Annotated in this window: 16 protein-coding genes; 3 read left to right on the forward strand and 13 right to left on the reverse strand. The window is 61.8% G+C overall.

Going from position 1 to position 19,731, the window contains the following annotated elements:
* Positions 1 to 203: 203 nt before the first annotated feature.
* The 5 genes from AAEZ10_RS14200 to AAEZ10_RS14220 all read right to left on the reverse strand — a co-directional run bounded on the left by AAEZ10_RS14200 (position 204) and on the right by AAEZ10_RS14220 (position 5,307).
* On the reverse strand, positions 204 to 713 hold the full coding sequence (locus AAEZ10_RS14200) for a hypothetical protein (RefSeq protein WP_016774812.1): 510 nt from the start codon (positions 711 to 713) through the stop codon (positions 204 to 206).
* A gap of 8 nt (positions 714 to 721) precedes the next feature.
* Positions 722 to 1,240, reverse strand: a complete 519-nt coding sequence (locus tag AAEZ10_RS14205; RefSeq protein ID WP_350569675.1) for a hypothetical protein — start codon at positions 1,238 to 1,240, stop codon at positions 722 to 724.
* A complete protein-coding gene (locus tag AAEZ10_RS14210) occupies positions 1,237 to 1,890 on the reverse strand; it encodes a hypothetical protein (protein ID WP_056786867.1) in 654 nt (217 codons plus the stop codon). The genes AAEZ10_RS14205 and AAEZ10_RS14210 overlap by 4 nt, the downstream gene beginning before the upstream one ends.
* Before the next feature lie 225 nt (positions 1,891 to 2,115).
* Positions 2,116 to 3,411 carry an OprD family porin gene (locus AAEZ10_RS14215; RefSeq protein ID WP_350569677.1) on the reverse strand — a complete coding sequence of 432 codons (1,296 nt, stop codon included), beginning with the start codon at positions 3,409 to 3,411 and terminating at the stop codon, positions 2,116 to 2,118.
* Positions 3,412 to 3,603: 192 nt separating this feature from the next.
* Entirely contained in the window at positions 3,604 to 5,307 is a 1,704-nt protein-coding gene (locus AAEZ10_RS14220) for an amidase (RefSeq protein ID WP_350569679.1), read from the reverse strand.
* A gap of 309 nt (positions 5,308 to 5,616) precedes the next feature.
* Between AAEZ10_RS14220 and AAEZ10_RS14225 the strand changes: the two genes are divergently transcribed.
* Positions 5,617 to 6,732 carry an AI-2E family transporter gene (locus AAEZ10_RS14225; protein ID WP_350569681.1) on the forward strand — a complete coding sequence of 372 codons (1,116 nt, stop codon included), beginning with the start codon at positions 5,617 to 5,619 and terminating at the stop codon, positions 6,730 to 6,732.
* Between the two features lie 10 nt (positions 6,733 to 6,742).
* Positions 6,743 to 8,356 (forward strand): mechanosensitive ion channel family protein, encoded by a 1,614-nt coding sequence (locus AAEZ10_RS14230; protein ID WP_071172514.1) that lies wholly within the window; start codon positions 6,743 to 6,745, stop codon positions 8,354 to 8,356.
* 3 nt (positions 8,357 to 8,359) lie between these two features.
* Here the strand turns inward: AAEZ10_RS14230 and AAEZ10_RS14235 are convergent, their stop codons facing one another.
* From AAEZ10_RS14235 to AAEZ10_RS14260, 6 genes are all read right to left on the reverse strand, one after another.
* Positions 8,360 to 9,637, reverse strand: coding sequence for an OmpP1/FadL family transporter (locus AAEZ10_RS14235; RefSeq protein WP_122692529.1), 1,278 nt, complete (start codon positions 9,635 to 9,637; stop codon positions 8,360 to 8,362).
* A gap of 86 nt (positions 9,638 to 9,723) precedes the next feature.
* The gene (proP, locus tag AAEZ10_RS14240; RefSeq protein WP_024013032.1) at positions 9,724 to 11,226 is read right to left on the reverse strand and encodes a glycine betaine/L-proline transporter ProP; all 1,503 of its coding nucleotides are present in this window, start codon (positions 11,224 to 11,226) and stop codon (positions 9,724 to 9,726) included.
* A gap of 309 nt (positions 11,227 to 11,535) precedes the next feature.
* The gene (locus AAEZ10_RS14245; protein WP_350569684.1) at positions 11,536 to 12,834 is read right to left on the reverse strand and encodes a carbohydrate porin; all 1,299 of its coding nucleotides are present in this window, start codon (positions 12,832 to 12,834) and stop codon (positions 11,536 to 11,538) included.
* A gap of 97 nt (positions 12,835 to 12,931) precedes the next feature.
* Positions 12,932 to 15,337, reverse strand: a complete 2,406-nt coding sequence (locus AAEZ10_RS14250; RefSeq protein WP_350569686.1) for a glucose/quinate/shikimate family membrane-bound PQQ-dependent dehydrogenase — start codon at positions 15,335 to 15,337, stop codon at positions 12,932 to 12,934.
* Between the two features lie 350 nt (positions 15,338 to 15,687).
* Positions 15,688 to 16,704, reverse strand: a complete 1,017-nt coding sequence (locus AAEZ10_RS14255; RefSeq protein WP_350569687.1) for an NADP-dependent oxidoreductase — start codon at positions 16,702 to 16,704, stop codon at positions 15,688 to 15,690.
* Positions 16,705 to 16,759: 55 nt separating this feature from the next.
* Positions 16,760 to 17,548, reverse strand: coding sequence for an SDR family NAD(P)-dependent oxidoreductase (locus AAEZ10_RS14260; RefSeq protein ID WP_350569689.1), 789 nt, complete (start codon positions 17,546 to 17,548; stop codon positions 16,760 to 16,762).
* 139 nt (positions 17,549 to 17,687) lie between these two features.
* Here AAEZ10_RS14260 and AAEZ10_RS14265 point away from each other — a divergent pair, with 139 nt between their 5' ends.
* Positions 17,688 to 18,290: a TetR/AcrR family transcriptional regulator gene (locus tag AAEZ10_RS14265; RefSeq protein ID WP_071172657.1), complete on the forward strand. Its 603-nt coding sequence runs from the start codon at positions 17,688 to 17,690 to the stop codon at positions 18,288 to 18,290.
* 5 nt (positions 18,291 to 18,295) lie between these two features.
* Here the strand turns inward: AAEZ10_RS14265 and AAEZ10_RS14270 are convergent, their stop codons facing one another.
* Both AAEZ10_RS14270 and AAEZ10_RS14275 read right to left on the reverse strand, forming a co-directional pair.
* Positions 18,296 to 18,697, reverse strand: a complete 402-nt coding sequence (locus tag AAEZ10_RS14270) for a response regulator transcription factor (protein ID WP_225914370.1) — start codon at positions 18,695 to 18,697, stop codon at positions 18,296 to 18,298.
* Positions 18,694 to 19,683 carry a response regulator gene (locus AAEZ10_RS14275; protein ID WP_350569692.1) on the reverse strand — a complete coding sequence of 330 codons (990 nt, stop codon included), beginning with the start codon at positions 19,681 to 19,683 and terminating at the stop codon, positions 18,694 to 18,696. The genes AAEZ10_RS14270 and AAEZ10_RS14275 overlap by 4 nt, the downstream gene beginning before the upstream one ends.
* Positions 19,684 to 19,731: the final 48 nt, after the last annotated feature.

Here is a 19,731-nt window from a genome sequence, read left to right on the forward strand (position 1 = left end):
AACCCGATCGCTGATTCGTCAGCGACCGCACCACAATAGAACCCGCCCCCAAGGCGCACAAGCCGGCGGATTCTGGCTTGGCTGTAGGCAGTGGCGCAAGGATTTGTAGCCTTGAGACCGTGTCAGCAGGTGTCTTTTAAACAGCTTCGTTCAAATCAAAGAATTGCGCCGCAGTCCACCGCACCAGCCCCCATCACCCAACCTCACGGCTGATACGGAATCACCTTGTCCCGGTCCATTTCCACCAACAACTGGTCGAGCATCTGCCGTTTGTTCTCGACCCCGGGAATCGGCACATACCACGTCATCACGCTCCAGCCTTCGCGGGAGTAGTTGTAGGTTTTGAGCAGTTGGCCATCCTTGAACACCGAGCCGCGCAGGTTGTCCTGGTAGTGGTAGGGCATAGGGAAGGTGAACAGGGTGAAGACGTTGACCAGCGCCAGCCAGTTGACCTTGCCGTCGCTGGGTTCGGTGATCAACAGGCTGTAGCCGTTGCGGGTGTAACCGCCGTCGAGCATCGAGAACGCGCCGGTCTTTTTCAGGACGCTGACGGTTTCGCGCTGATGCTGCTCGTCGATGCGCGTATAGGCCGGCCCCATGCCGAGCGTGACCGGCACGTAGGCCTGATCGGCATGGTAATCGAGCGGTTGCAAGGTGTTGGCGCAGCCGCCCAGCATCAGTGAGGCACAGAGCAGGCCGGCGACTTTTATCATCGCGCGGTTCATTGCGCGACTGCCGGGATCAGCCGGTCCTGCTGCACATCCTGCGCGAAGGCGCGGGCGATGCGGCCGAGGTTCTGTTCGCGCATCTCGCCGCCCTGATCCAGTAGCCAGACGTATTTTTGAGTGATGTTGCGATAGGTGTATTGCTTCAGTCGCTTGTCACCCTGGAACACGGTGAATTCGGTTTGCGTGTCGAATTCGTTCGACAGCGGCAGCAAGAACAACGTCGCGGTGCTCAGCAGAATCACCGGAAACGGCGGTAGGTGTCGTTCCACATTGAGTTTGACCTTCACGTTGTACTCGTCAGCTTTACCGCTGCCGGTTTCGATAGTGCGGAACACACCGGTCTGACGCAGGTGGTTGCGCAGGCTGGAGCCGTTTTCCGGATCATCGACCATAACGTGAATCGGCTGCAGATAATCTTGACCGTCCGTAAGCGTGCGCTCGGGCAAGGTGTTGGTCGCCGCGCAACCGGTCAACAGAGCGGCGGCGGTGAGGGCGATAATTTTTTTTTTCATGGTTTGGCGTCCACGGCAATGCCCGGAATGGGGCCGGTGAAGATGTAGGGCTGAGCACTGTTCAGGTCGAGTTTCAGCGGTTGCAGCGTTGGCAATCCTGGCGCCAGACGTTGCGCAATCAGCGCATCGCGGGCGTTCTGATCACTCCAGCGGAACGCGCAGAAACCGGCTGTCAGGCAGAACGAGCGGAACTCGCCGATGTAATAGGCCTTGCCGGGTTCCAGGCGCATCGGCAGGTTGAATTTCTCCCGCGCCTCTCTCGAGGTGAAAACAGTGCCTAGCCCAGGTTGATAACGTGCGGAAAAGAACTGGAAATCATAGAACTCGTAATCGCCCGGCTTCAGGGGAAGCACGAATACGCTCGCTGCGCCGACACCGTCCTGAACATCCTGCGGTGTGGAGTAAGCGCCGGCCATTTTCCAGACGCCGGCCGCACCGTATTCGGAACCGCGTTTGCGGAAAAAGATTCGCTGGTTGTCAGCGGCTGATTGCTTGAGTGATTGCGGCCCGATTGAGCCAACGAGATAACTGACTGGCTCGCTTGCCTTGGGTTGCAAGGGTTCGCTGACCCAGGAAGCGCTTTCGGTAATGCAGCCGCTGAGCGTCGCGGCGAGCACGACGGCCGCTCCGAGTTTGAATAGCTGAAACATGTACATCCCTGAATCTGCTTGCGTTGATTGACTACAAACAGGAAGGTCAATCAATGCCTTCCTGGCTTGGCTTTTTATGGAGGGCGCAGAATAAACGAGGTGATGGCACTTGGCTAGCCGCTGTAGGCGCTGCGGTACGCTGAAATCATTTGATTTTGATCTCAAGGAGCAAACTCATGGTTTGTGGCCGACGCAGGAACCTGTGGGCGGGTTGATCGTGTTACCTCAAAAACCCAACGGGTACTGAACGACCACGTAAATCCGGTCAATGTCATCCCCGGCCTGTGCTTCGTTGGCGCGGTGGGTGACGTGCGATAGCTGCACCGACAGATCCTTCGCGGCGCCGGATTGCACGACATACTTCAGGTCGATATCGCGTTCCCAGTGTTTGCCGCCGCTGCCTTGTTGCGGTTGATAGTCGCCGCTGTCGGCGTCGAACGGGTTGTAGGCGCCGCCCCTCGGCGCGTTCGTTCCGTCGATGTGGCTGCCGCTGACGTAGCGGGTCATGAAGTTCAGGCCGGGGATGCCGAAGGCGCCGAGGTCGAGGTCGTAGCGGGCTTGCCAGGAGCGTTCGTTGGCGCCGTTGAAGTCGGCGTATTTGATCGAGTTGGCGAGGTAGATCGAGTCGCCGCCGACGAAATCGAACGGCGTGTCGCCATTGATCCGTTGCCAGCCGAGCATCACCGTGTGCGCGCCGAAGCTGTATTTGCCGGAAAGGCTGAAGGCGCTGTTGTCGATCTCGCCGGCCAGTGCGCGGCCGGTGTCGCGGGTGTGGTAGAGGTTGGCGTCGAGCAGCACGCCGGACTGTTTGAAGTGCAGATTGCCGTAGTACTGGTGCCAGGTGTCGCTCAGTTCTGAGGCGTAGAGTGCGCCGCCGATCGGGCTTGAGCTGAACAGGTCGGCACCGACGAAGCTGATGCCACCCGCTTCGGTGTTGGCGCCGTAGCCGTAGAAATCGCCTTTGCCGGAGGAGCTGTCCTGGTTCTTGAATGCAGTGAAATGCCCGGCGAGCAGATTGACGTTGTCGAGCTCGGCGCTGTTGAGCAAAAAGCCTGTGGCGTATTCCGGTTGCAGGCGTTTGTCGGAGGTGTCGAAGACCGGGGTTTCTACGGTCATTTCGCCGAAGGCGAGGGTGGTTCGCGAGACCTTGAGCTTGAACGCACCGCCAGCGCTGGAATAGTTGTTTTCACTGCGACCATCGCTGTCGACCGGTAACAGGCCGGTGCCGGAATGGCCCTTGCCGCCGTCGAGTTTCAGGCCGGCGAAAGCGTGGGCGTCGATGCCGAAACCGACTGTGCCCTCGGTGAAACCGGATGAGAAGTTGCCGATAAAGCCTTGTGCCCATTCCTGTTTGTAGTTTTTCCCGGAGGGCGTGGGCGAGCGGTAGTCGTTGCTGAGGTAGAAGTTGCGCAGCAGGACATCGCTTTTGGCGTCGTCGAAAAAGCCGCTGGCATGGGCGGTGCCGGTCAGACCGCAGAGCATGGCGAGCAGAGTGAGGCGGGAGGGGGCGCGGTTGATCATGGTCAGTGCCGGTGGTAATCAGGATGGCGCTGATGATCGGCGGATTGGCCTGGTAAGGATTGGGCCGGTGTGCTGAGTTGGCAGCCCTCACACCAAACCCTGTGGGGTAGTCAGGTGGAAATGTGGCGGCTGTCAGGCCGCCATCGCTGGCAAGCCAGCTCCCACAGAGATTGTGGGAGCTGACACAGTACATTAAGCCAGCGGCGGTGTACGCGGTGGGATCTGGCGTTTGCTGCCGGTGGATTCGAAGGCGGCGGCGAAGCGCAGCAGGTTCGAGTCGTCATAAGCGCGGCCGGCGAAGGTCAGGCCGACGGGCATGCCGATGTCGGCCATCACACCCATGGGCACGGTGACGGTCGGCACGCCGAGGTGGCGGATCGCGAGGTTGCCGTTGGCCACCCAGACGCCGTTGCTCCAGGCGATATCCGCCGAGGCCGGGTTCACATCCGCATCCGCCGGGCCGACGTCAGCGACGGTGGGGAACAGCACGGCGTCGAGGCCGAGGTTATCCATCCAGTCTTCAAGGTCGATGCGTCGGGTCTGCTCCAGACCGCGCAAGCCATCAGGCACGGTTGGGATTTCATTCCACGGCGTGATGCCGCGCTCGGCCATGCGCACGTATTCGTCCATGCCGGCGGCCAGATCGCCTTCGCGGTTGGGCAGGGTGCCCGGGTCGTGCGGGAAGATCTTCGGCCCGTCGACGTCAACCAGACGATTGAGTTTCGGGTCGCCATTGGCTTGCAGGAAGTCGTCGAACGCCCAGGCAGTCAGATCCCACAGTTCATGATGCAGAAACTCTTTCGACACCAGCCCACGGGTGAACACGGTTGGTGCGCCAGGGCGGTCGCCTTCGCAGTTGGAGACTAGCGGAAAGTCGGTTTCGACGACTTCAGCGCCAGCGGCTTCCAAGGCCTGACGCGCCTGTTTCCACAAATCGATCACGGACGCGCGGGTGTTGATGCGCTGACCGGTCGGGCCGCCAATGCCGGGGGCTTCGCTGGTGCCGGCGTCGGGGTCGGCGTTGATGTACATGCGCGGGATGGCGAAGCGTTTGCCGGCCAGGGCTTTGGCATCGACGGCCAGCTCACTGTAGGTAGCCGGACGCACTTCGCTGACGCGCGGGATCGGCACCCACGGTTGCAGGCGCCAGAGGTCGCCACGGGTGTCGGTATCTTCGGCGACGACCACGTCGAGCACTTCGAGCAGGTCGGCCATGGTCCGCGCGAATGGCACGACGACGTCCATGGTCGGGGTCAACGGCCAGTTGCCGCGCACCGAGATTACGCCGCGCGACGGGGTGTAGGCGCACAGGCCGTTGTTGGACGCAGGGCCGCGACCGCTCGACCAGGTTTCCTCGGCCAGGCCGAACGCAGCGAAACTCGCAGCGGTCGCGGTGCCGGCGCCGTTGGACGAGCCGGAGGCGAACGGTGCGGTCAGGTAGTCAGCGTTGTACGGGCTTTCAGCGCGGCCATAGACGCCGCGTTGCATGCCACCATTGGCCATCGGCGGCATGTTGGTCTTGCCCAGGCAGATCGCCCCGGCAGCGCGCAGGCGCTCGATGGTGAAGGCGTCGCGATGGGCGACCAGATCGGCGAACGCCGGACTGCCGGAGGCGGCGGTCAGGCCCTTGACCAGATAGCTGTCTTTGGCGGTGTAGGGGATGCCATCGAGCGGGCCGAGGGTTTCACCGTTGGCACGGCGGGCGTCGGAGGCGCGGGCTTCGTTCAGTGCTTCGGGGTTACGCACGACGACGGCGTTGAGTGCGGTCGGGGTGTCGGCGCCATCGTAGGCATCAATGCGCGTCAGATAGGCCTGCACCAGCTCCACGGCAGTGGTCTGGCCGGATTCGAGGGCGGCGCGCAGTTGGGCGATGGAGACTTCGGTGACTTCGATCATGGGGTCACCTGTTGAGCGTGGATGTTCTGGGCAGGGGTTTTCATAGCGGTTCTCGTTGCACGGCTTGAAGCGACAAGGTCGGGACTGGCGCCTATTTAACACCATGCGGCGGGCGGAGTAATCGGTGGGGTGATGGTTTTGTTGGTAGATGGCCTGAGCATCCGTGCTGCCTGACCTTGCGCTTTCGCGAGCAGGCTCGCTCCCACACCGTGTTGCGTAAAGCGATAATGCCGCGCCCCACAGGAAGACCAGCCCAACATGTTCTAGGCTCAGCGCATCCCGAATGCTGCACCGCTCAGGAATGTTGCCATGGAAGATAAGCCGCTGATTGCGTTCAACAGTTCCAAAGCCTTGCTCGACGTACTGATCCGCGCCGGGTTGATCGCGACCCTGGTGCTGTTCTGCTACGACATTTTCCATCCGTTTCTCAATGTGATGCTGTGGGCGCTGATCCTCGCAGTCACGCTGTACCCGCTGAACCAGAAACTCGGCGCAAAACTCGGCAACCGTTACGGTTGGGCGGCGATTGTGCTGGTATTGCTGGGGCTGGTGATCCTGATGGTGCCGCTGAGCCTGCTCGGCGCATCCGTGGCCGATTCGGTGAAGGTGGGCATGCAAACCGTGGAAGCGGGGCAGTTCGAGATTCCGCCGCCACCCGCCAATGTCGCCGACTGGCCGCTGATCGGCGCGCCGTTGTATGGCATCTGGATGCACGCTTCGCAGGACCTGAGCTGGGTGTTCAAGGAACTGGCGCCGCACCTGACCAGTTGGGGCCGGGTGCTGTTGCATCAGGCCGCCGGCGTCGGCGCAGGCATCGTGGTGTTTGTCGTCGCGCTGATCGTCGCCGGACTGATCATGACCCACGGCGAACGCGGCCATCGCACGGCGGTGGCGATCACCACGCGAATTTCCGGCCCGGTGCGTGGCCCGCAGATCGCGCAACTGTGCACCTCGACCATTCGCGCGGTGGCGCAGGGCGTGGTCGGTATCGCTTTTATCCAGATGATCTTGATCGGTGTGGCGCTGGTGATCATGGGCGTGCCCGCTGCCGGTGTGCTGGCGTTGATGGTGTTGCTGCTGGGCATCATGCAACTGCCGGTGCTGTTGGTTACCGTGCCGGTGGTGGTGTTCGTCTTTGCCCATGACGGCGTCGGTGCCGGCACGATCATTTTCGCCGTGTGGATGGTGATCGCCGGGCTTTCCGACAACGTGCTCAAACCGATGTTGCTCGGCCGTGGCGTGGCCGTGCCGATGCCGGTGGTGCTGATCGGCGCGCTGGGCGGCATGGTTACCAGCGGCATCATCGGCCTGTTCACCGGGCCGGTGATCCTGGCGGTCGGTTATGAATTGTTCATCGGCTGGGTCTATCAACCGGCGGACGTCAGCGAAGTGCTGGACGAAACCTCTCACGACAATCAGCCATAAGGAACGGCGCATGCGTAACAGGCTGATGGTGCTGGCGATGCTGCTGGCTGCAACACTGTGGTCCGGGCTCGGCCAGGCACTGGAAGACACCACGACAGCAACGGACGAAGCGGTAGAACTGAAAGTGGCCAACCGCAGCATCATGCTGTTTCGCGCGACCATCCTCGGCGAGGCGCCGGCCTCACGGGTCAAGCGGGCGAAGCGGGTGATCAGTGAAGCGCTGGAGGAAGACCCTGAGCTGAAAATCAGCACTGATTCGATCCAGAACAGTTACATGGTGCTGATCGGCAATACCCGTGCGTTCATCGTTGCACCGAAAGACGTCGACAGCCTGGCCTATTCCTCGGTGCAGGAAGCCGCCGAAGGCGCAGCGGAAAAACTGCGCCAGGTGGTCAACGAGACCCGTGAGGCGCGTAACGTGCAGATGATTGTGCGTTCGCTGGCGCTGGCGGCGGTGGCCACGCTGATCTATCTGGCGCTGCTCTGGTGCCTGTCGTGGCTGCGCCACAAGCTGTTGGCGAAACTGCCGGCGCTGATGGATCGCCACACCAAGGCGCTGAAGGTCGGGCGGGTGCAACTGATCGACTCGAATTTTCTCTACCCGTTGGTCAGCCGCTGTCTGTTGTTCCTGCGCTGGTTGCTGATCCTGCTGCTGTCCTACGAATGGCTCGGTTTTGTCCTGTCACGCTTCCCGTATACGCGGCCGTGGGGCGAAAGCCTCAACAACTATCTGGTGGAACTGGCCGGTTATCTGTTGCAGGGCATCGTCGATGCGATACCGGGGCTGGGCGTGGCGCTGGCGATTTTCTTTATCGCCCGGGGCGTGACCGCATTTACCCGACGCATCCTGCGCCGGATGGCCGCGCCGGGGACGTTCAGTTGGCTCAACCATGAAACCCTGCAACCGACGCAACGCCTGACCGCGCTGGCAGTCTGGCTGTTTGCGCTGGCGATGGCTTATCCCTATCTGCCCGGCGCCGGGACCGATGCGTTCAAAGGCTTGTCGGTGCTGATCGGCCTGATGATTTCCCTTGGCGCCACCAGCGTCGTCGGGCAAGCGGCGGCCGGGTTGATCCTGACCTACACGCGGACCCTGCGCCCCGGCGAGTTTGTCAGGATCGGCGAGTACGAAGGCACCGTCACCGAATTGGGCATGTTCACCACGCGGATTCGCACTGGCCTCGGAGAAGTGCTGACGCTGCCCAACTCGATGATCACCGGCACCGTGACCAAGAACTACTCGCGCACCGTGCAAGGTCCGGGCTACGTGGTCGACACGGTGGTGACCATCGGCTACGACACGCCATGGCGCCAGGTCGAAGCGATGTTGCTGGAGGCGGCCAAACGCACGCCGGGCGTGCTCGAAGACCCGCCGGCGCAGGTGTTCCAGACCGCGCTGTCGGACTTCTATCCCGAGTATCGACTGGTGGCCCAGGCCATTCCCAGCCAGCCGCGCCCGCGTGCGGTGTTGCTGAGCATGCTCCACGCCAATATTCAGGACGTGTTCAATGAATACGGCGTGCAGATCATGTCGCCGCATTACCTGGGCGATCCACAGCAGGAAAAACGCGTGCCGCCGGAGCAGTGGTTCACCGCACCGGCGCAGGCGCCGAAGGATGAGTGATCCCTAGAAACGCCAGACCACGCCGCCGCCCAGCACATGCAGGGCGGCGTTTTTGTATTCGCCGGAGACCGAGCCGCCGGAGCGCGCTTTGGTCTGTTGCACGTCCATGTCGCCGAGGTAGATCAGCGTGTAGCTCATGTGCACGTCGACATCTTCCTGCAACGCATAGCTGACCCCGGTCGCCAGGCGCCACGCTTCGTTCATCGGGTTGTCGACGGTGCGATCCTTGTCGTCCACTGCCGAGGAGTCGTAACCGAGGCCGACGTTCCAGCGCAGTTTCGGGTTGATCTGGTGCTGCGCGCCGATCGAGGCATGCCAGGTGTCCTTGTATTGCCGCTGCGCCGTTCTGGAAGTCGAGCCCAGGCCGGTATCGACTTCCACGCCAACCTTGCCGAAATCGCTCCAGTCCTGCCAGCCGAGGCTGCCGAGCAGCGTCCACTGCGGATCAAGCTGGTAGGACACGCTGGTGGTGACGGTCTGCGGCACGTTCATGTCGACGTTCAGCTGATCGGCGTCGAGACGGTTGAGCGCCAGACGCAGCAGCGGATTGGTGATTTTCTTCAGCTCGGGTTTGTCTTCGAATTTGAGCTTGATCTTGCTGGTCCAGGCCAGCCCGAGCTTTGTGCGCTCGTTGAGGTTGTAGAGCACGCCGACGTTGGCGCCCGTGCCCCAGTCGGTGTCCTTGTAACGCAACTGACCATCCTCGGCGTTGCCCAGACCGAGCACGTTATTGTTGACCGCCACTTCGGTGCGGAAGTAGCCAAGCATGAAGCGCGGGCCGAGGCCGACGGACAGGTCGTCAGTGATCTTGTAGGCATAGGTGGGCTGGAACGACACACCGATAATGGCCGACTCCTGAGCGAAATAGCGCCCGGCCCAGTCATCGTCGTAGTCCAGCGCCAGACCGAAATTGCCGTACATGCCGAAGCCGATCGAGGAGCGCTCATCGAGTTGATGGCTGATGAAGAAGCTGGAGCCGGGCAGGTACTTCAAGGCGTTGCCACCTTCGTTGCCGCCGAAGGTATTGGCGTTGTCGCGGGAGAAGCTGACGTCGCCGAGGATCAACTGCGCGTTGAAGTTGATCTGCGTGCCGGCCAGTTGGCTGATGCCCGCCGGGTTGGTCATCAGAATGCTCGGGTCGCTGGCCATGACCGCAGAGCCGGCGTTGGCCAGACCGGTGCCTTCGTGGCCGGCCTCGTAAATCATGATGCCGCCGGCTTCGGCCTGGAGGCTGGCGAAGAGCAATCCGCCAGCGACCGAACTTTTCATCAGCTTGAACATGTGAACTCCTTGAATGGCATGCGATCCGGTTTCAAGGCTAGCTCAAGCTCGGCGCGGCGTGGGACCGATTGCCGACGCCGCACTGATCAATCGATGCGCGGATGCTGGAGCGCCAGTTCCTTGCGCTTGGCTTCCAGCGCGGCGATTTCGGCATCGATGTCTTCGATTTTCTGCTCGATGTTGTCGTGGTGTTCTTGCAACAACTCCTTGGCCTCTTCGAGGTCGGAAGCCGCCGGGGCCGCGCCGCGCAAGGGCTTGTTGGCGGTTTCCTTCATGGTCACACCAGTGACCAGACCGACCACGGCGATGACCATCAGGTAATACGCAGGCATGTACAGATCGTTGGTGCTTTCCACCAGCCAGGCCACGGCAGTCGGGGTCAGACCGGCGATCAGCACCGAAACGTTGAAGGCACTGGCCAGCGCGCTGTAGCGGATGTGGGTGGGGAACATCGCCGGCAGGGTCGAGGCCATCACGCCGATGAAGAAGTTGAGCAGCACCGCGAGGATCAGCAGGCCGGAGAAGATCAGGCCGATGCTGCCGCTGTTGATCAGCATGAACGCCGGAATGGCGAAGATGAACAGGCCAATGCTGCCGACGACGATGAAGGGTTTGCGGCCGATCTTGTCGCTGATGAAACCGATCAGCGGCTGCACGAAGAGCATGCCGACCATGATCGCGATGATGATCAGCACACCGTGGTTTTCGCTGTAGTGCAGGTTGTGCGTCAGGTAACTCGGCATGTAGGTGAGCAGCATGTAATAGGTGACGTTGGTCGCCGCTACCACGCCGATGCAGGTCATCAGGCTGCGCCAGTGTTTGGTTGCGACTTCCTTGAAGGACACTTTCGGGCCGCCGGCGAGGCCTTCGCGGTCGCCTTGTTCGAGTTTTTCCACGTGCTGCTGGAACGCCGGGGTTTCTTCCAGGGCGTGGCGCAGATACAGGCCGATCATGCCCAGCGGCAGGGCGAGGAAGAACGGAATCCGCCAGCCCCATTCTTCGAAGCGCTGTTCACCGAGAATGGTTGAAATCAGCACCACGACGCCGGCGCCGAAGACGAAACCGGCGATCGAGCCGAAATCCAGCCAACTACCGAGGAAGCCGCGCTTACGGTCGGGCGCGTATTCAGCGACGAAGATCGAGGCACCGGTGTACTCGCCACCGACCGAGAAGCCCTGAGCCATTTTCGCCAGCAACAGCAGGATCGGCGCCCAGATGCCGATCGAGGCATAGGACGGAATCAGGCCGATGGCGAAGGTGCTCAGGGACATGATGACGATGGTCGCGGCGAGGACTTTCTGCCGTCCGTATTTGTCGCCCAGCGCACCGAAAAACAAACCGCCAAGCGGACGGATGAGGAAGGGCACGGAGAAGGTCGCCAGCGCGGCGATCATTTGCACGCCGGGATCGGCGCCGGGGAAGAAGACCTTGCCGAGCACATAGGCGACAAAGCCGTAGACGCCAAAGTCGAACCATTCCATGGCGTTGCCCAGCGCGGCGGCGGTGATCGCCTTGCGCATCTTGGCGTCGTCGACAATGGTGATGTCTTTCAAACCGATCGGTTTGACAGTGTTCTTGCGTGATTTCATTGCGCTGTTCCCGCTCGCTGATCCAGATTACCGCTGCGATGCCATCTCCATGATGGCGCCGGCTCTTCTGGCTCAGATACATGCGGACACGAAATAATTCACCGATAGGCTGGAATTAATTTCCTGCCCGCCGCAAATCCTCTGTATCCCGCTACGGCAGCGGCGAATCCAACTCTCCGACCTGACCCAAACCCCCTGTGGGAGCGAGCCTGCTCGCGAAGGCGGCGCTACATTCAACATCGCAGTCGCCTGACCCGGCGCTTTCGCGAGCAGGCTCGCTCCCACAGTGGTTTTGTGCTTCGCAGGGACTTATAGCGCAGCCTTCACCTGCAACCCCACCACCAGCGCATTATCGATGTCCTGCCCGGAAAACGCCCCCGGTTCGATGATGTATTGCAGGTTCGGGCGCAGGGTCAGCCATGGGGTGGCCTGATAGCCATAGCCCAACTCGATCAACTGTTCGGCACTGTCGAGATGCGGGAACGCAGCACCATCGGCCAGCGCGGCATTCTGCTGCACATCGCGGCTGCGCGGGTTCGGCACGGCGCGGCCATAACCCAGCGCCAGGGTGTCACGCGGGCGGCCTTCGAACGGTTTGTACAAAACCACGCCGGTGCCGTACCACTTGCTGAACGGTGATGCCGCTTCACTGGCCGCCGAATACTGACCGAACGCATGCAGGCTGCGGCCCTCGGAGGTCGGCGAACGCCATACGGCCTGATCGATCAGCAAATAATGCCCGCCACGTCCGGACACTTCGTCGTCGCTGCCAATGCGTTTGACGTCGGAGCTGTCGTAGTAATAGCCGAGCTTGTACTCACCCGGCAGCTCGCCGGCGTGCTTGTACACCAGCTCGATCGGCACGACGGTGCCGGTGGTGTGCTTCGGCCCCAGATGCCAGGCGCGGCTGGAATTGCCGTTGCTCTCGGGGTCGACGTTGAACGCTGCTACACGCAGTTGCCAGGACGGCGACAGGTCGTATTTGACCCGTACGCCCAGACGCGCGTTGGGGTAGTTGGTCCAGCCGCTGCCGCCGGACATGTTCAGCGGATGGCCGCAGAAACCGGCGTTCATGAAGTTGCACAGAATGCCGCTGTCGAGGCCGCCGAGATCGTTGCCCATGGCCATGTAGCCGAGCTTCACGTTCAGCGCCGGGGTGAACAGGCTGCGCTCGTAACTCAGTTCAGTCAGGCGCGTGTACAGGCCGCCGTAGTTTTCCTGAATCGGCAGGCGGTTGCCGACCAGATCTTCCGATGCGCTGTTGCCGCGTCGGTCGTTGATGGTCAGTTGCACTTTGCCGACGTTGTCGACGCCGTAGAGTTTGCTCAGATCAAACTGCACGCCGAGTTTGATGTTCTGCGAATAACGCGCTGAACGGTGCAGGCCGCCGTCGGCGTTGTAAGCAGTTTCGCCGCTGTAATCGCCAGTGAACTTGACGCCATCTTCATCGAGTTGATGACGCAAGCCGCCCCAGTCACCGGTGAGGGTGCTGCGGGTCAGCAGATCGGAATCGCTGGCGGCCAGCGCGGGGAGGGCAGTGGTGCAGCTCAGACCCAGCAACAGGCCAGTGGAAAGCTTGGTACGAGAAAAGCGAACAGCCGATGACATGTGAATCCTTCCTGCTGAAATCTTTGACGCAATAAAACAGCGACGCGGTGCTTTGGGGCACCGCGCGCTTGGGGGAGGTTGGTTGTGCGGCAGCGAGTTACGGCAGGGCGTAAGCCATCACGTAATCGCCACGATCGGTCGACTGGCGTGCGCCGCCAGCGGTGACAACGATGTACTGCTTGCCGGTCTTCGGCGAAACGTAGGTCATCGGGCCGCCCTGGCTGCCGACTGGCAGACGGGCTTTCCAGACTTCTTCGCCGTTGCCGCTGTTGAAGGCGCGCAGGTAGAAGTCCTGGGTGCCGGCAATGAAGATCAGGCCGCCCTGGGTCGACAGGGTGCCGCCGAGGGTTGGCAGACCGATCTTGATCGGCAGGTGCATGCGGATGCCCAGAGGACCGGTGTCTTCAACGGTGCCGACCGGAACCTGCCATGCGACTTTCTGGGTCTTCATATCGATCGCGGTCAAAGTGCCGAACGGCGGCGCCTGGCACGGGATGCCGGCCACCGACAGGAAGCGGTTCTTGTTCACCGCGTACGGCGTGCCTTTGAGCGGCACAGCGCCCATGCCGGTGTTCAGCGCTTCGCCACCGCCAGCGGCCTGGCCTTTGTTCTGCGACGGGATCATCTGGATCCACAGACCCAGGCGCATGTCGTTGACGAAGATGAAACCGTGCACCGGGTCAGTGGAGATGCTGCCCCAGTTCATGCCGCCCAGCGAACCCGGGAAGCTCAGCGATTTGTCAGTACCCGGCGCGGTGTACAGGCCGTCGTAGCGCATGCTCTTGAAGTCGATGCGGCAGAGCAACTGGTCGTACGGCGTGGCGCCCCACATGTCCGATTCGGTCAGGTGCTGCGCGCCGATCTGGGGCATGCCCACGGATTTCGGCTGAGTTGGCGAGTACGGCTCGTTGGGGATGTTCGCGGCTTTCACCGGTACTTCCTTGACCTCGGTCAGCGGCTTGCCGGTGGCGCGGTCGAGCACATAGATCTGCCCGGCCTTGGTACCGATGACCAGCGCCGGAACGCTTTGGCCGTCCTTGTCGAAGTCGATCAGGCTCGGCTGCATCGGCAGGTCGAAGTCCCACAGATCGTTGTGCACGGTCTGGAACACCCAGCGTTCTTCACCGGTGCTGGCGTCCAGCGCGAGGATCGAGGCGCCGTACTTGTGGTCCAGTTCGCTGCGCTCGACACCATAGATGTCGGTGGACGAGCTGCCCATCGGCAGGAACACCGTGTTGGTCGCCGCGTCGTAAGACATCGGCGCCCAGCTGTTCGGCGTGCTGCGCACGTAGGTTTTGCCGTCGGCCGGCGCGTTGCGATCCTGCGGGTTGCCCGGGTCGAACGCCCAGCGCATGGCGCCGGTGATCACGTCAAAACCACGGATCACACCGCCCGGCATGTCGCTTTGCACATTGTCGGCAACGCGACCGCCAACCACCACGGTGGTGCCGGCCATCAATGGCGCGGACGACAACTGATAGTAGCTGTCCGGAACATCACCCAGGCCGGCCTTCAGATCGACCTGGCCGTTGTTGCCGAAACCCTGGCAGAACTCGCCAGTGTCGGCATCGACGGCAATCAGGCGGGCATCGATGGTGTTGGTCAGCAGACGACGCTGGCAGTTGGCGGCCGGCGCCGGTTTGGCTTCGATGATCGAAGAGTTGCTCGGCTGAGCGATGGTCGCGGTGGCGTCGAAATAGGCCATGCCACGGCAGCGCTGCCAGACTTTCGATTGCGCGTTGATCGCGTTCTTCCACAGCTCTTTGCCAGTGTCGGCATCGAGGGCGATCAGGTTGTTGTGCGGGGTGCAGATGAACACCTTGTTGCCGACCTGCAGCGGGGTGAGCTGGTCTTCGGCGCCGTTGCCATCGCTCTCGGCGACGTCACCGGTGTGGTAGGTCCACGCGACTTTCAATTTGTCGACGTTGTTGCGGTTGATCTGATCGAGCGCGGCGAAGCGGCTGCCACCTTCGGTGTTGCCGTAGTGCGCCCAGTCTTTCTGCGCCTTGGCCGGCTCGACCGGAGTCAGGCCCGGGCCAGTGCCAGTCGCGGCAACGGTTGGGTGAGCGACGAACATGTTGCCTGCAGCAACGGCCACACCAACCGCGAGCACAGCGGCCACGGCATACGCGCCACGACCGGCCACGCGGCCATTGGCGCGCGCCAGCAGCGGGTAGACCAGAGCGACGACCATGCCGATCGCGCTGAACATGAACAGCCGCGAGAACACCGGCCAGAACACCAGCCCGGCGTCAGCCACGGCCCAGATCGCGGTGGCCACGAGAAATGCGGCGAACAGCCAGGCGCCTGCAGTTTTCTTCAGTGCGATCAGCACACCGGAAACGGTCATCGCCAGACCGCCGACCAGGAAGTACCAGGAACCGCCCAGGCTGACCAGCTTCACACCGCCGGTCGCGAGCGCCAGGCCGAGCAGGGCGATGATCACGCCAAGGCCGACCAGAATGAACGTTGAAACGCCTGAGACGCGTTGACTGTGGTTCACATTGAAAGTCCCGTTTGAATGAAGCGCGGGATTATAGCGGTAACTAACCATTCAGTTAACCGCAGTTTTGCCATGAAAACGTGCACTTCTGTGAATCAAGCGTGGTGCAGGATGGGCAAAATGCAAGTTGAGAGGGGTTTCTCGACGTCTCGGCGGGGATGGCGAGTCGGGCTTGCAGTTGCAATTGCACATATACAAACACCGCGTTGAATTCACCCCTCACCCCAGCCCTCTCCCCGAGGAGAGGGAGCCGATTGGTGGCTTCTCAGAACTTGTGTTCACCTCGGTATTGCAGGTTGGAATCACTCGATCAAACAACTCGGTCAGTTCCTTCTCCCTCGGGGAGAGGGCTAGGGTGAGGGGCTTTTGAGGATGGCCGCGATGGCAACCTTGCCCTTGGCCCGACCTTGTTCGACGTAGTGCAAGGCGTCAGCTATCTGATCGAACGCAAAGATGCGGTCAATCACCGGTTTGATAACTCCAGCCTCGATCAGTGCGGTGATCTTCTGCAACTGAACGCCATCGGCACGCATAAACAGAAACGAATAACCCACCCCATGCTTGCGCGCCTTGCGCCGAATGCCACTGCTGAGCAGACGCATGACCAGCCCGAGCAGCCAGGACAAACCCTGCTCCCGAGCGAACTGCGCAGTCGGCGGCCCTGACAGGGAAATCAGTTGCCCGCCCGGTTTCAACACCTGCAACGATTTCTCCAGCACATCGCCGCCGAGGCTGTTGAGCACCACGTCGTAGTCGCGCAGTTCAATGGCGAAATCCTGCTGCTTGTAATCGATCACCACATCAGCGCCCAGCGCCTTGACCCACGCGACATTCGCCGTGCTGGTCGTAGTCGCAACAAAAGCGCCGAGGTGTTTGGCCATTTGAATGGCGACCGTGCCAACGCCACCGGAGCCGGCGTGAATCAGCACTTTCTGGCCTTTTTGCAGCCCGGCGACTTCGACCAGGGCCTGCCACGCCGTCAACGCCACCAGCGGCATGCAAGCCGCCTCGGTCATAACGAGATTGGCGGGTTTCAACGCGATCGCTTGTTCGTCGACAGCGATGCGTTCGGCAAACGTGCCAATCCTGTTTTCAGGCGCACGCGCATAAACCTCATCGCCCGGCTTGAAACGCTTGACCGCCGCACCGGTGCTTATCACCACGCCGGCGACATCGTTGCCCAGTATCAAAGGCATTTGATAGGGCAGGATCATCTTGAATTCGCCGCTGCGAATCTTCAGATCCAGAGGGTTGACGCTGCTGGCGCGCACTTCGATCAGCACGTCGTGCGCGCCGACCTGCGGTTCCGGGATGTCGCCGATCCGGCCGTTCTGCTTGCCGTAGCGCTCGATGAAAAATGCCTTCATTGCCGATGCTCTTGTCGGTAGAAACCCGCCGGCATAGCGGCGGGTCTGAATGAGGTCAGGCCTGAGTCAGATAACGTTGCGCCACTGCCGACTGGCGGATCTGCCCCAACAGCCCCTGCCGCGCGGTTTGCATGGCATCCCAGAGCTCGCCTTCGTGCAGCGGCGGGATGGTCACGACTTCGCGACGGTCGAAACCGACCAGCGCGGCATCGACCATATCGCCGACTTCCATGATGTCGGTGAGGGTGTTGATGTCGATACCGGCGCGGTCCCAGATTTCCGTGCGAGTGGCCGCAGGCAATACGGCTTGCACATACACGCCTTGTGGCGACAGTTCCAGGCTCAGGCCCTGGGAGAGGAACAGTACGAACGCCTTGGTCGCGCCATACACCGACATGCCGAACTCCGGCGCCAGGCCCACCACCGAGCCGATGTTGATGATCGCGCCGTCGCCGGCCTTGGCCAGACGCGGGGCGATCGCACTGGCCAAACGCACCAGCGCCGTGGTGTTGAGCGCGACCAGTTGCGCCACGCTGTCGGTGCTCTGCTCGATGAAGGTACCGGACTGCGCCGCTCCGGCATTGTTGACGAGGATGCCGATGCGCGCGTCGTCACGCAGACGCGCCTCGACGGTTTGCAGGTCGCTCAGTTGCGTCAGGTCGGCCTGTAGCACTTCGACATTGACGTTGTGTTCAGCGCGCAAACCGGCAGCAAGGGTGTCCAGGCGCGCCTGGTCACGGGCGACCAGCACCAGATCGTGCCCGCGTTGGGCGAAACGTGCGGCGTAGACCGCGCCGATGCCGGTGGAGGCGCCAGTAATCAGAACAGTAGGGCGAGTAGTCATGGTGTGGGCTCTTTGTCAGTTGAAGACTGATTGCGGGCCTTTAGGATGATGATCCAAATCTAAACTGTCAACGGTTTTGATTATGGCCAACATCTATGTATCATCGGCCGATGAATTTTCAGCGCTGGAGGTATTCAACATGCGCGTATCCAAGGCTCAGGCTCAGGCCAATCGCGAGCACATTGTCGAAACGGCATCAGTGATGTTCCGCGAACGCGGTTATGACGGGGTCGGCGTGGCTGACCTGATGGCGGCCGCCGGTTTTACTCACGGCGGTTTCTACAAACACTTCGGCTCCAAGGCCGACCTGATGGCCGAAGCCTCGGCCAACAGCCTGGCGCAGTCCACGGCCGCCGCCGAAAGCATGAGCGTGCAGGATTTCATCGATGTGTACGTGTCGCGCGACCATCGCGACGGCCGCTCCACCGGTTGCACCATGGCAGCGCTGTGCGGCGATGCGGCGCGGCAGTCGGGGGACGTGAAAGCGGCGTTCGCTGAAGGTATCGAGCGCACGTTGCAGACGCTTGGCGAGAAATACCCGACGGCAGCGGATGCACCGCAAGGTGAGGGCCGAACCCGGATGATCGACCTGCTGGCCCGGGCGGTCGGGGCGATCATGCTGTCGCGCGCCTGCCCGGATGATTCGGCGCTGGCCGATGAGATTCTGGCGGTGTGTCACGCTTCGATGACTGAGTCGCTGCCCGCGATCGAAACTGCGCAAGAAGCCACGCAGGACAGCTGAAGCGATCAGTGCTGGCGGTGCAGGGCCTTGTCGAGTGCCGCCAGCAAAACCTCTTCTTCGAAGGGTTTGCACAGGCATTCAAACGCCTGGTAATGCCCGGACTCAGCCAACGCCGCCTCGTCCCAATGGGCGGACATGCAGATCACCGGAAACTGTCGCGGCAGCTGGCGCATCACGTCGATGCCGGACAGGCCGGGCATGCGCAGATCCAGCAGCAGGCAGGCGATTTCGGCGAAGTCGGCTTCGGCGAGAAACGCTTCGCCACTGGCATAAACCTGCGCGCGATACCCGACCGAACGCAGCAGATTCGACAGGCTTTTGCGCACCGACGCGTCGTCATCGACGATGCAGACAATCGTCGGTCGGGTGTTCTCGATCGCCGTCGGGCGACCCGCCGGGCCGCTCACGACAGGCTCGATGGGCCAGGCGAAGGCGCAGCGCTGATCAGTCCGTAGAGTTCGACGAGGTTGACCAGCGAGCGGGTCTGCATCTTCGCCATGATGTGTTTGCGATGAACCTTGGCGGTCACTTCACTGGTGCCCAATTGGTTGGCGATCTGCTTGTTCGACAGACCGCCGACAATCAGCGGCAGCACCTCGCGCTCACGCGGTGTCAGCTGCGCCGCCAATTGCCGCACGTGCTGAACCCGTTGCCATTGATTGAACGCAGTCGCGGCGTGTTGACGGGTGCTGCGCAGAATGCCGAGCAGTTCATCGTCATTGAATGGCTTGGTCAGGAACTCCACCGCGCCGGCCTTCATCGCCTGCACCGACATCGGAATCGTGCCGTGGCCGGTCATGAAGATCACCGGCCACGGCAAGCCGCGCTCGTTCAGCGCCGCCTGCAATTGCAGGCCTGTGGTTTCGGGCAGGCTGACGTCGAGCAACAGGCACGCCGGGCCATTGGCGATGTCGGCCTCGAGCAGTTCTTCAGCGGACTGGAAAATCCGGTGCTCGATGCCTTCGGCGCGCAACAAGCGGCTCAATGCGCTGCGCACGCAGGCCTCATCGTCAACGATGAACACCGGCACCGATTGCGTATCGACCGACGGCGGCTGCGCTACCATCGGCGCCGAGGCCAGGGCGTTGAACACGGGCAGTTTGGGTTCGCGGTCTTTCAATAATCGGTAACCTCGACGGGCAACCGTCTGGATGATTTCTTTTTCCCCGAGCAGTTTGCGCAGCGAGGAAATCTGCACTTGCAGATTGTTCTCTTCGACGACGATGTCCGGCCACACCTGATTGATCAGCTCGTCCTTGCTGACGATGCGCCCATCGGCCTGCATCAGTACCGAAAGTATTTCGAACGCCCGCCCGCCCATGCGCAAGGGCCGGCCATTGAGAAAGGCTTCGCGCCGTTCCAAAGAAATCGTGGCTTGGCCGAGTCGGATCATGCGGGCCTCTGCGTTGCGGTGAGAAGGACAGGGCGCGGGCGCCGGGTT

It is taken from the genome of Pseudomonas sp. H26/SER47-MNA-CIBAN-0231, from assembly GCF_040310465.1.
Lineage (GTDB): Bacteria > Pseudomonadota > Gammaproteobacteria > Pseudomonadales > Pseudomonadaceae > Aquipseudomonas > Aquipseudomonas atacamensis.

Excerpts from the sequence above, each read along its gene's own strand:
- AAEZ10_RS14200 (WP_016774812.1), bottom strand. The coding sequence starts at position 713 with ATGATAAAAGTCGCCGGCCTGCTCTGTGCCTCACTGATGCTGGGCGGC.
- AAEZ10_RS14205 (WP_350569675.1), bottom strand. The coding sequence starts at position 1,240 with ATGAAAAAAAAAATTATCGCCCTCACCGCCGCCGCTCTGTTGACCGGT.
- AAEZ10_RS14210 (WP_056786867.1), bottom strand. The coding sequence starts at position 1,890 with ATGTTTCAGCTATTCAAACTCGGAGCGGCCGTCGTGCTCGCCGCGACG.
- AAEZ10_RS14215 (WP_350569677.1), bottom strand. The coding sequence starts at position 3,411 with ATGATCAACCGCGCCCCCTCCCGCCTCACTCTGCTCGCCATGCTCTGC.
- AAEZ10_RS14220 (WP_350569679.1), bottom strand. The coding sequence starts at position 5,307 with ATGATCGAAGTCACCGAAGTCTCCATCGCCCAACTGCGCGCCGCCCTC.
- AAEZ10_RS14225 (WP_350569681.1), top strand. The coding sequence starts at position 5,617 with ATGGAAGATAAGCCGCTGATTGCGTTCAACAGTTCCAAAGCCTTGCTC.
- AAEZ10_RS14230 (WP_071172514.1), top strand. The coding sequence starts at position 6,743 with ATGCGTAACAGGCTGATGGTGCTGGCGATGCTGCTGGCTGCAACACTG.
- AAEZ10_RS14235 (WP_122692529.1), bottom strand. The coding sequence starts at position 9,637 with ATGTTCAAGCTGATGAAAAGTTCGGTCGCTGGCGGATTGCTCTTCGCC.
- proP (WP_024013032.1), bottom strand. The coding sequence starts at position 11,226 with ATGAAATCACGCAAGAACACTGTCAAACCGATCGGTTTGAAAGACATC.
- AAEZ10_RS14245 (WP_350569684.1), bottom strand. The coding sequence starts at position 12,834 with ATGTCATCGGCTGTTCGCTTTTCTCGTACCAAGCTTTCCACTGGCCTG.
- AAEZ10_RS14255 (WP_350569687.1), bottom strand. The coding sequence starts at position 16,704 with ATGAAGGCATTTTTCATCGAGCGCTACGGCAAGCAGAACGGCCGGATC.
- AAEZ10_RS14260 (WP_350569689.1), bottom strand. The coding sequence starts at position 17,548 with ATGACTACTCGCCCTACTGTTCTGATTACTGGCGCCTCCACCGGCATC.
- AAEZ10_RS14265 (WP_071172657.1), top strand. The coding sequence starts at position 17,688 with ATGCGCGTATCCAAGGCTCAGGCTCAGGCCAATCGCGAGCACATTGTC.
- AAEZ10_RS14275 (WP_350569692.1), bottom strand. The coding sequence starts at position 19,683 with ATGATCCGACTCGGCCAAGCCACGATTTCTTTGGAACGGCGCGAAGCC.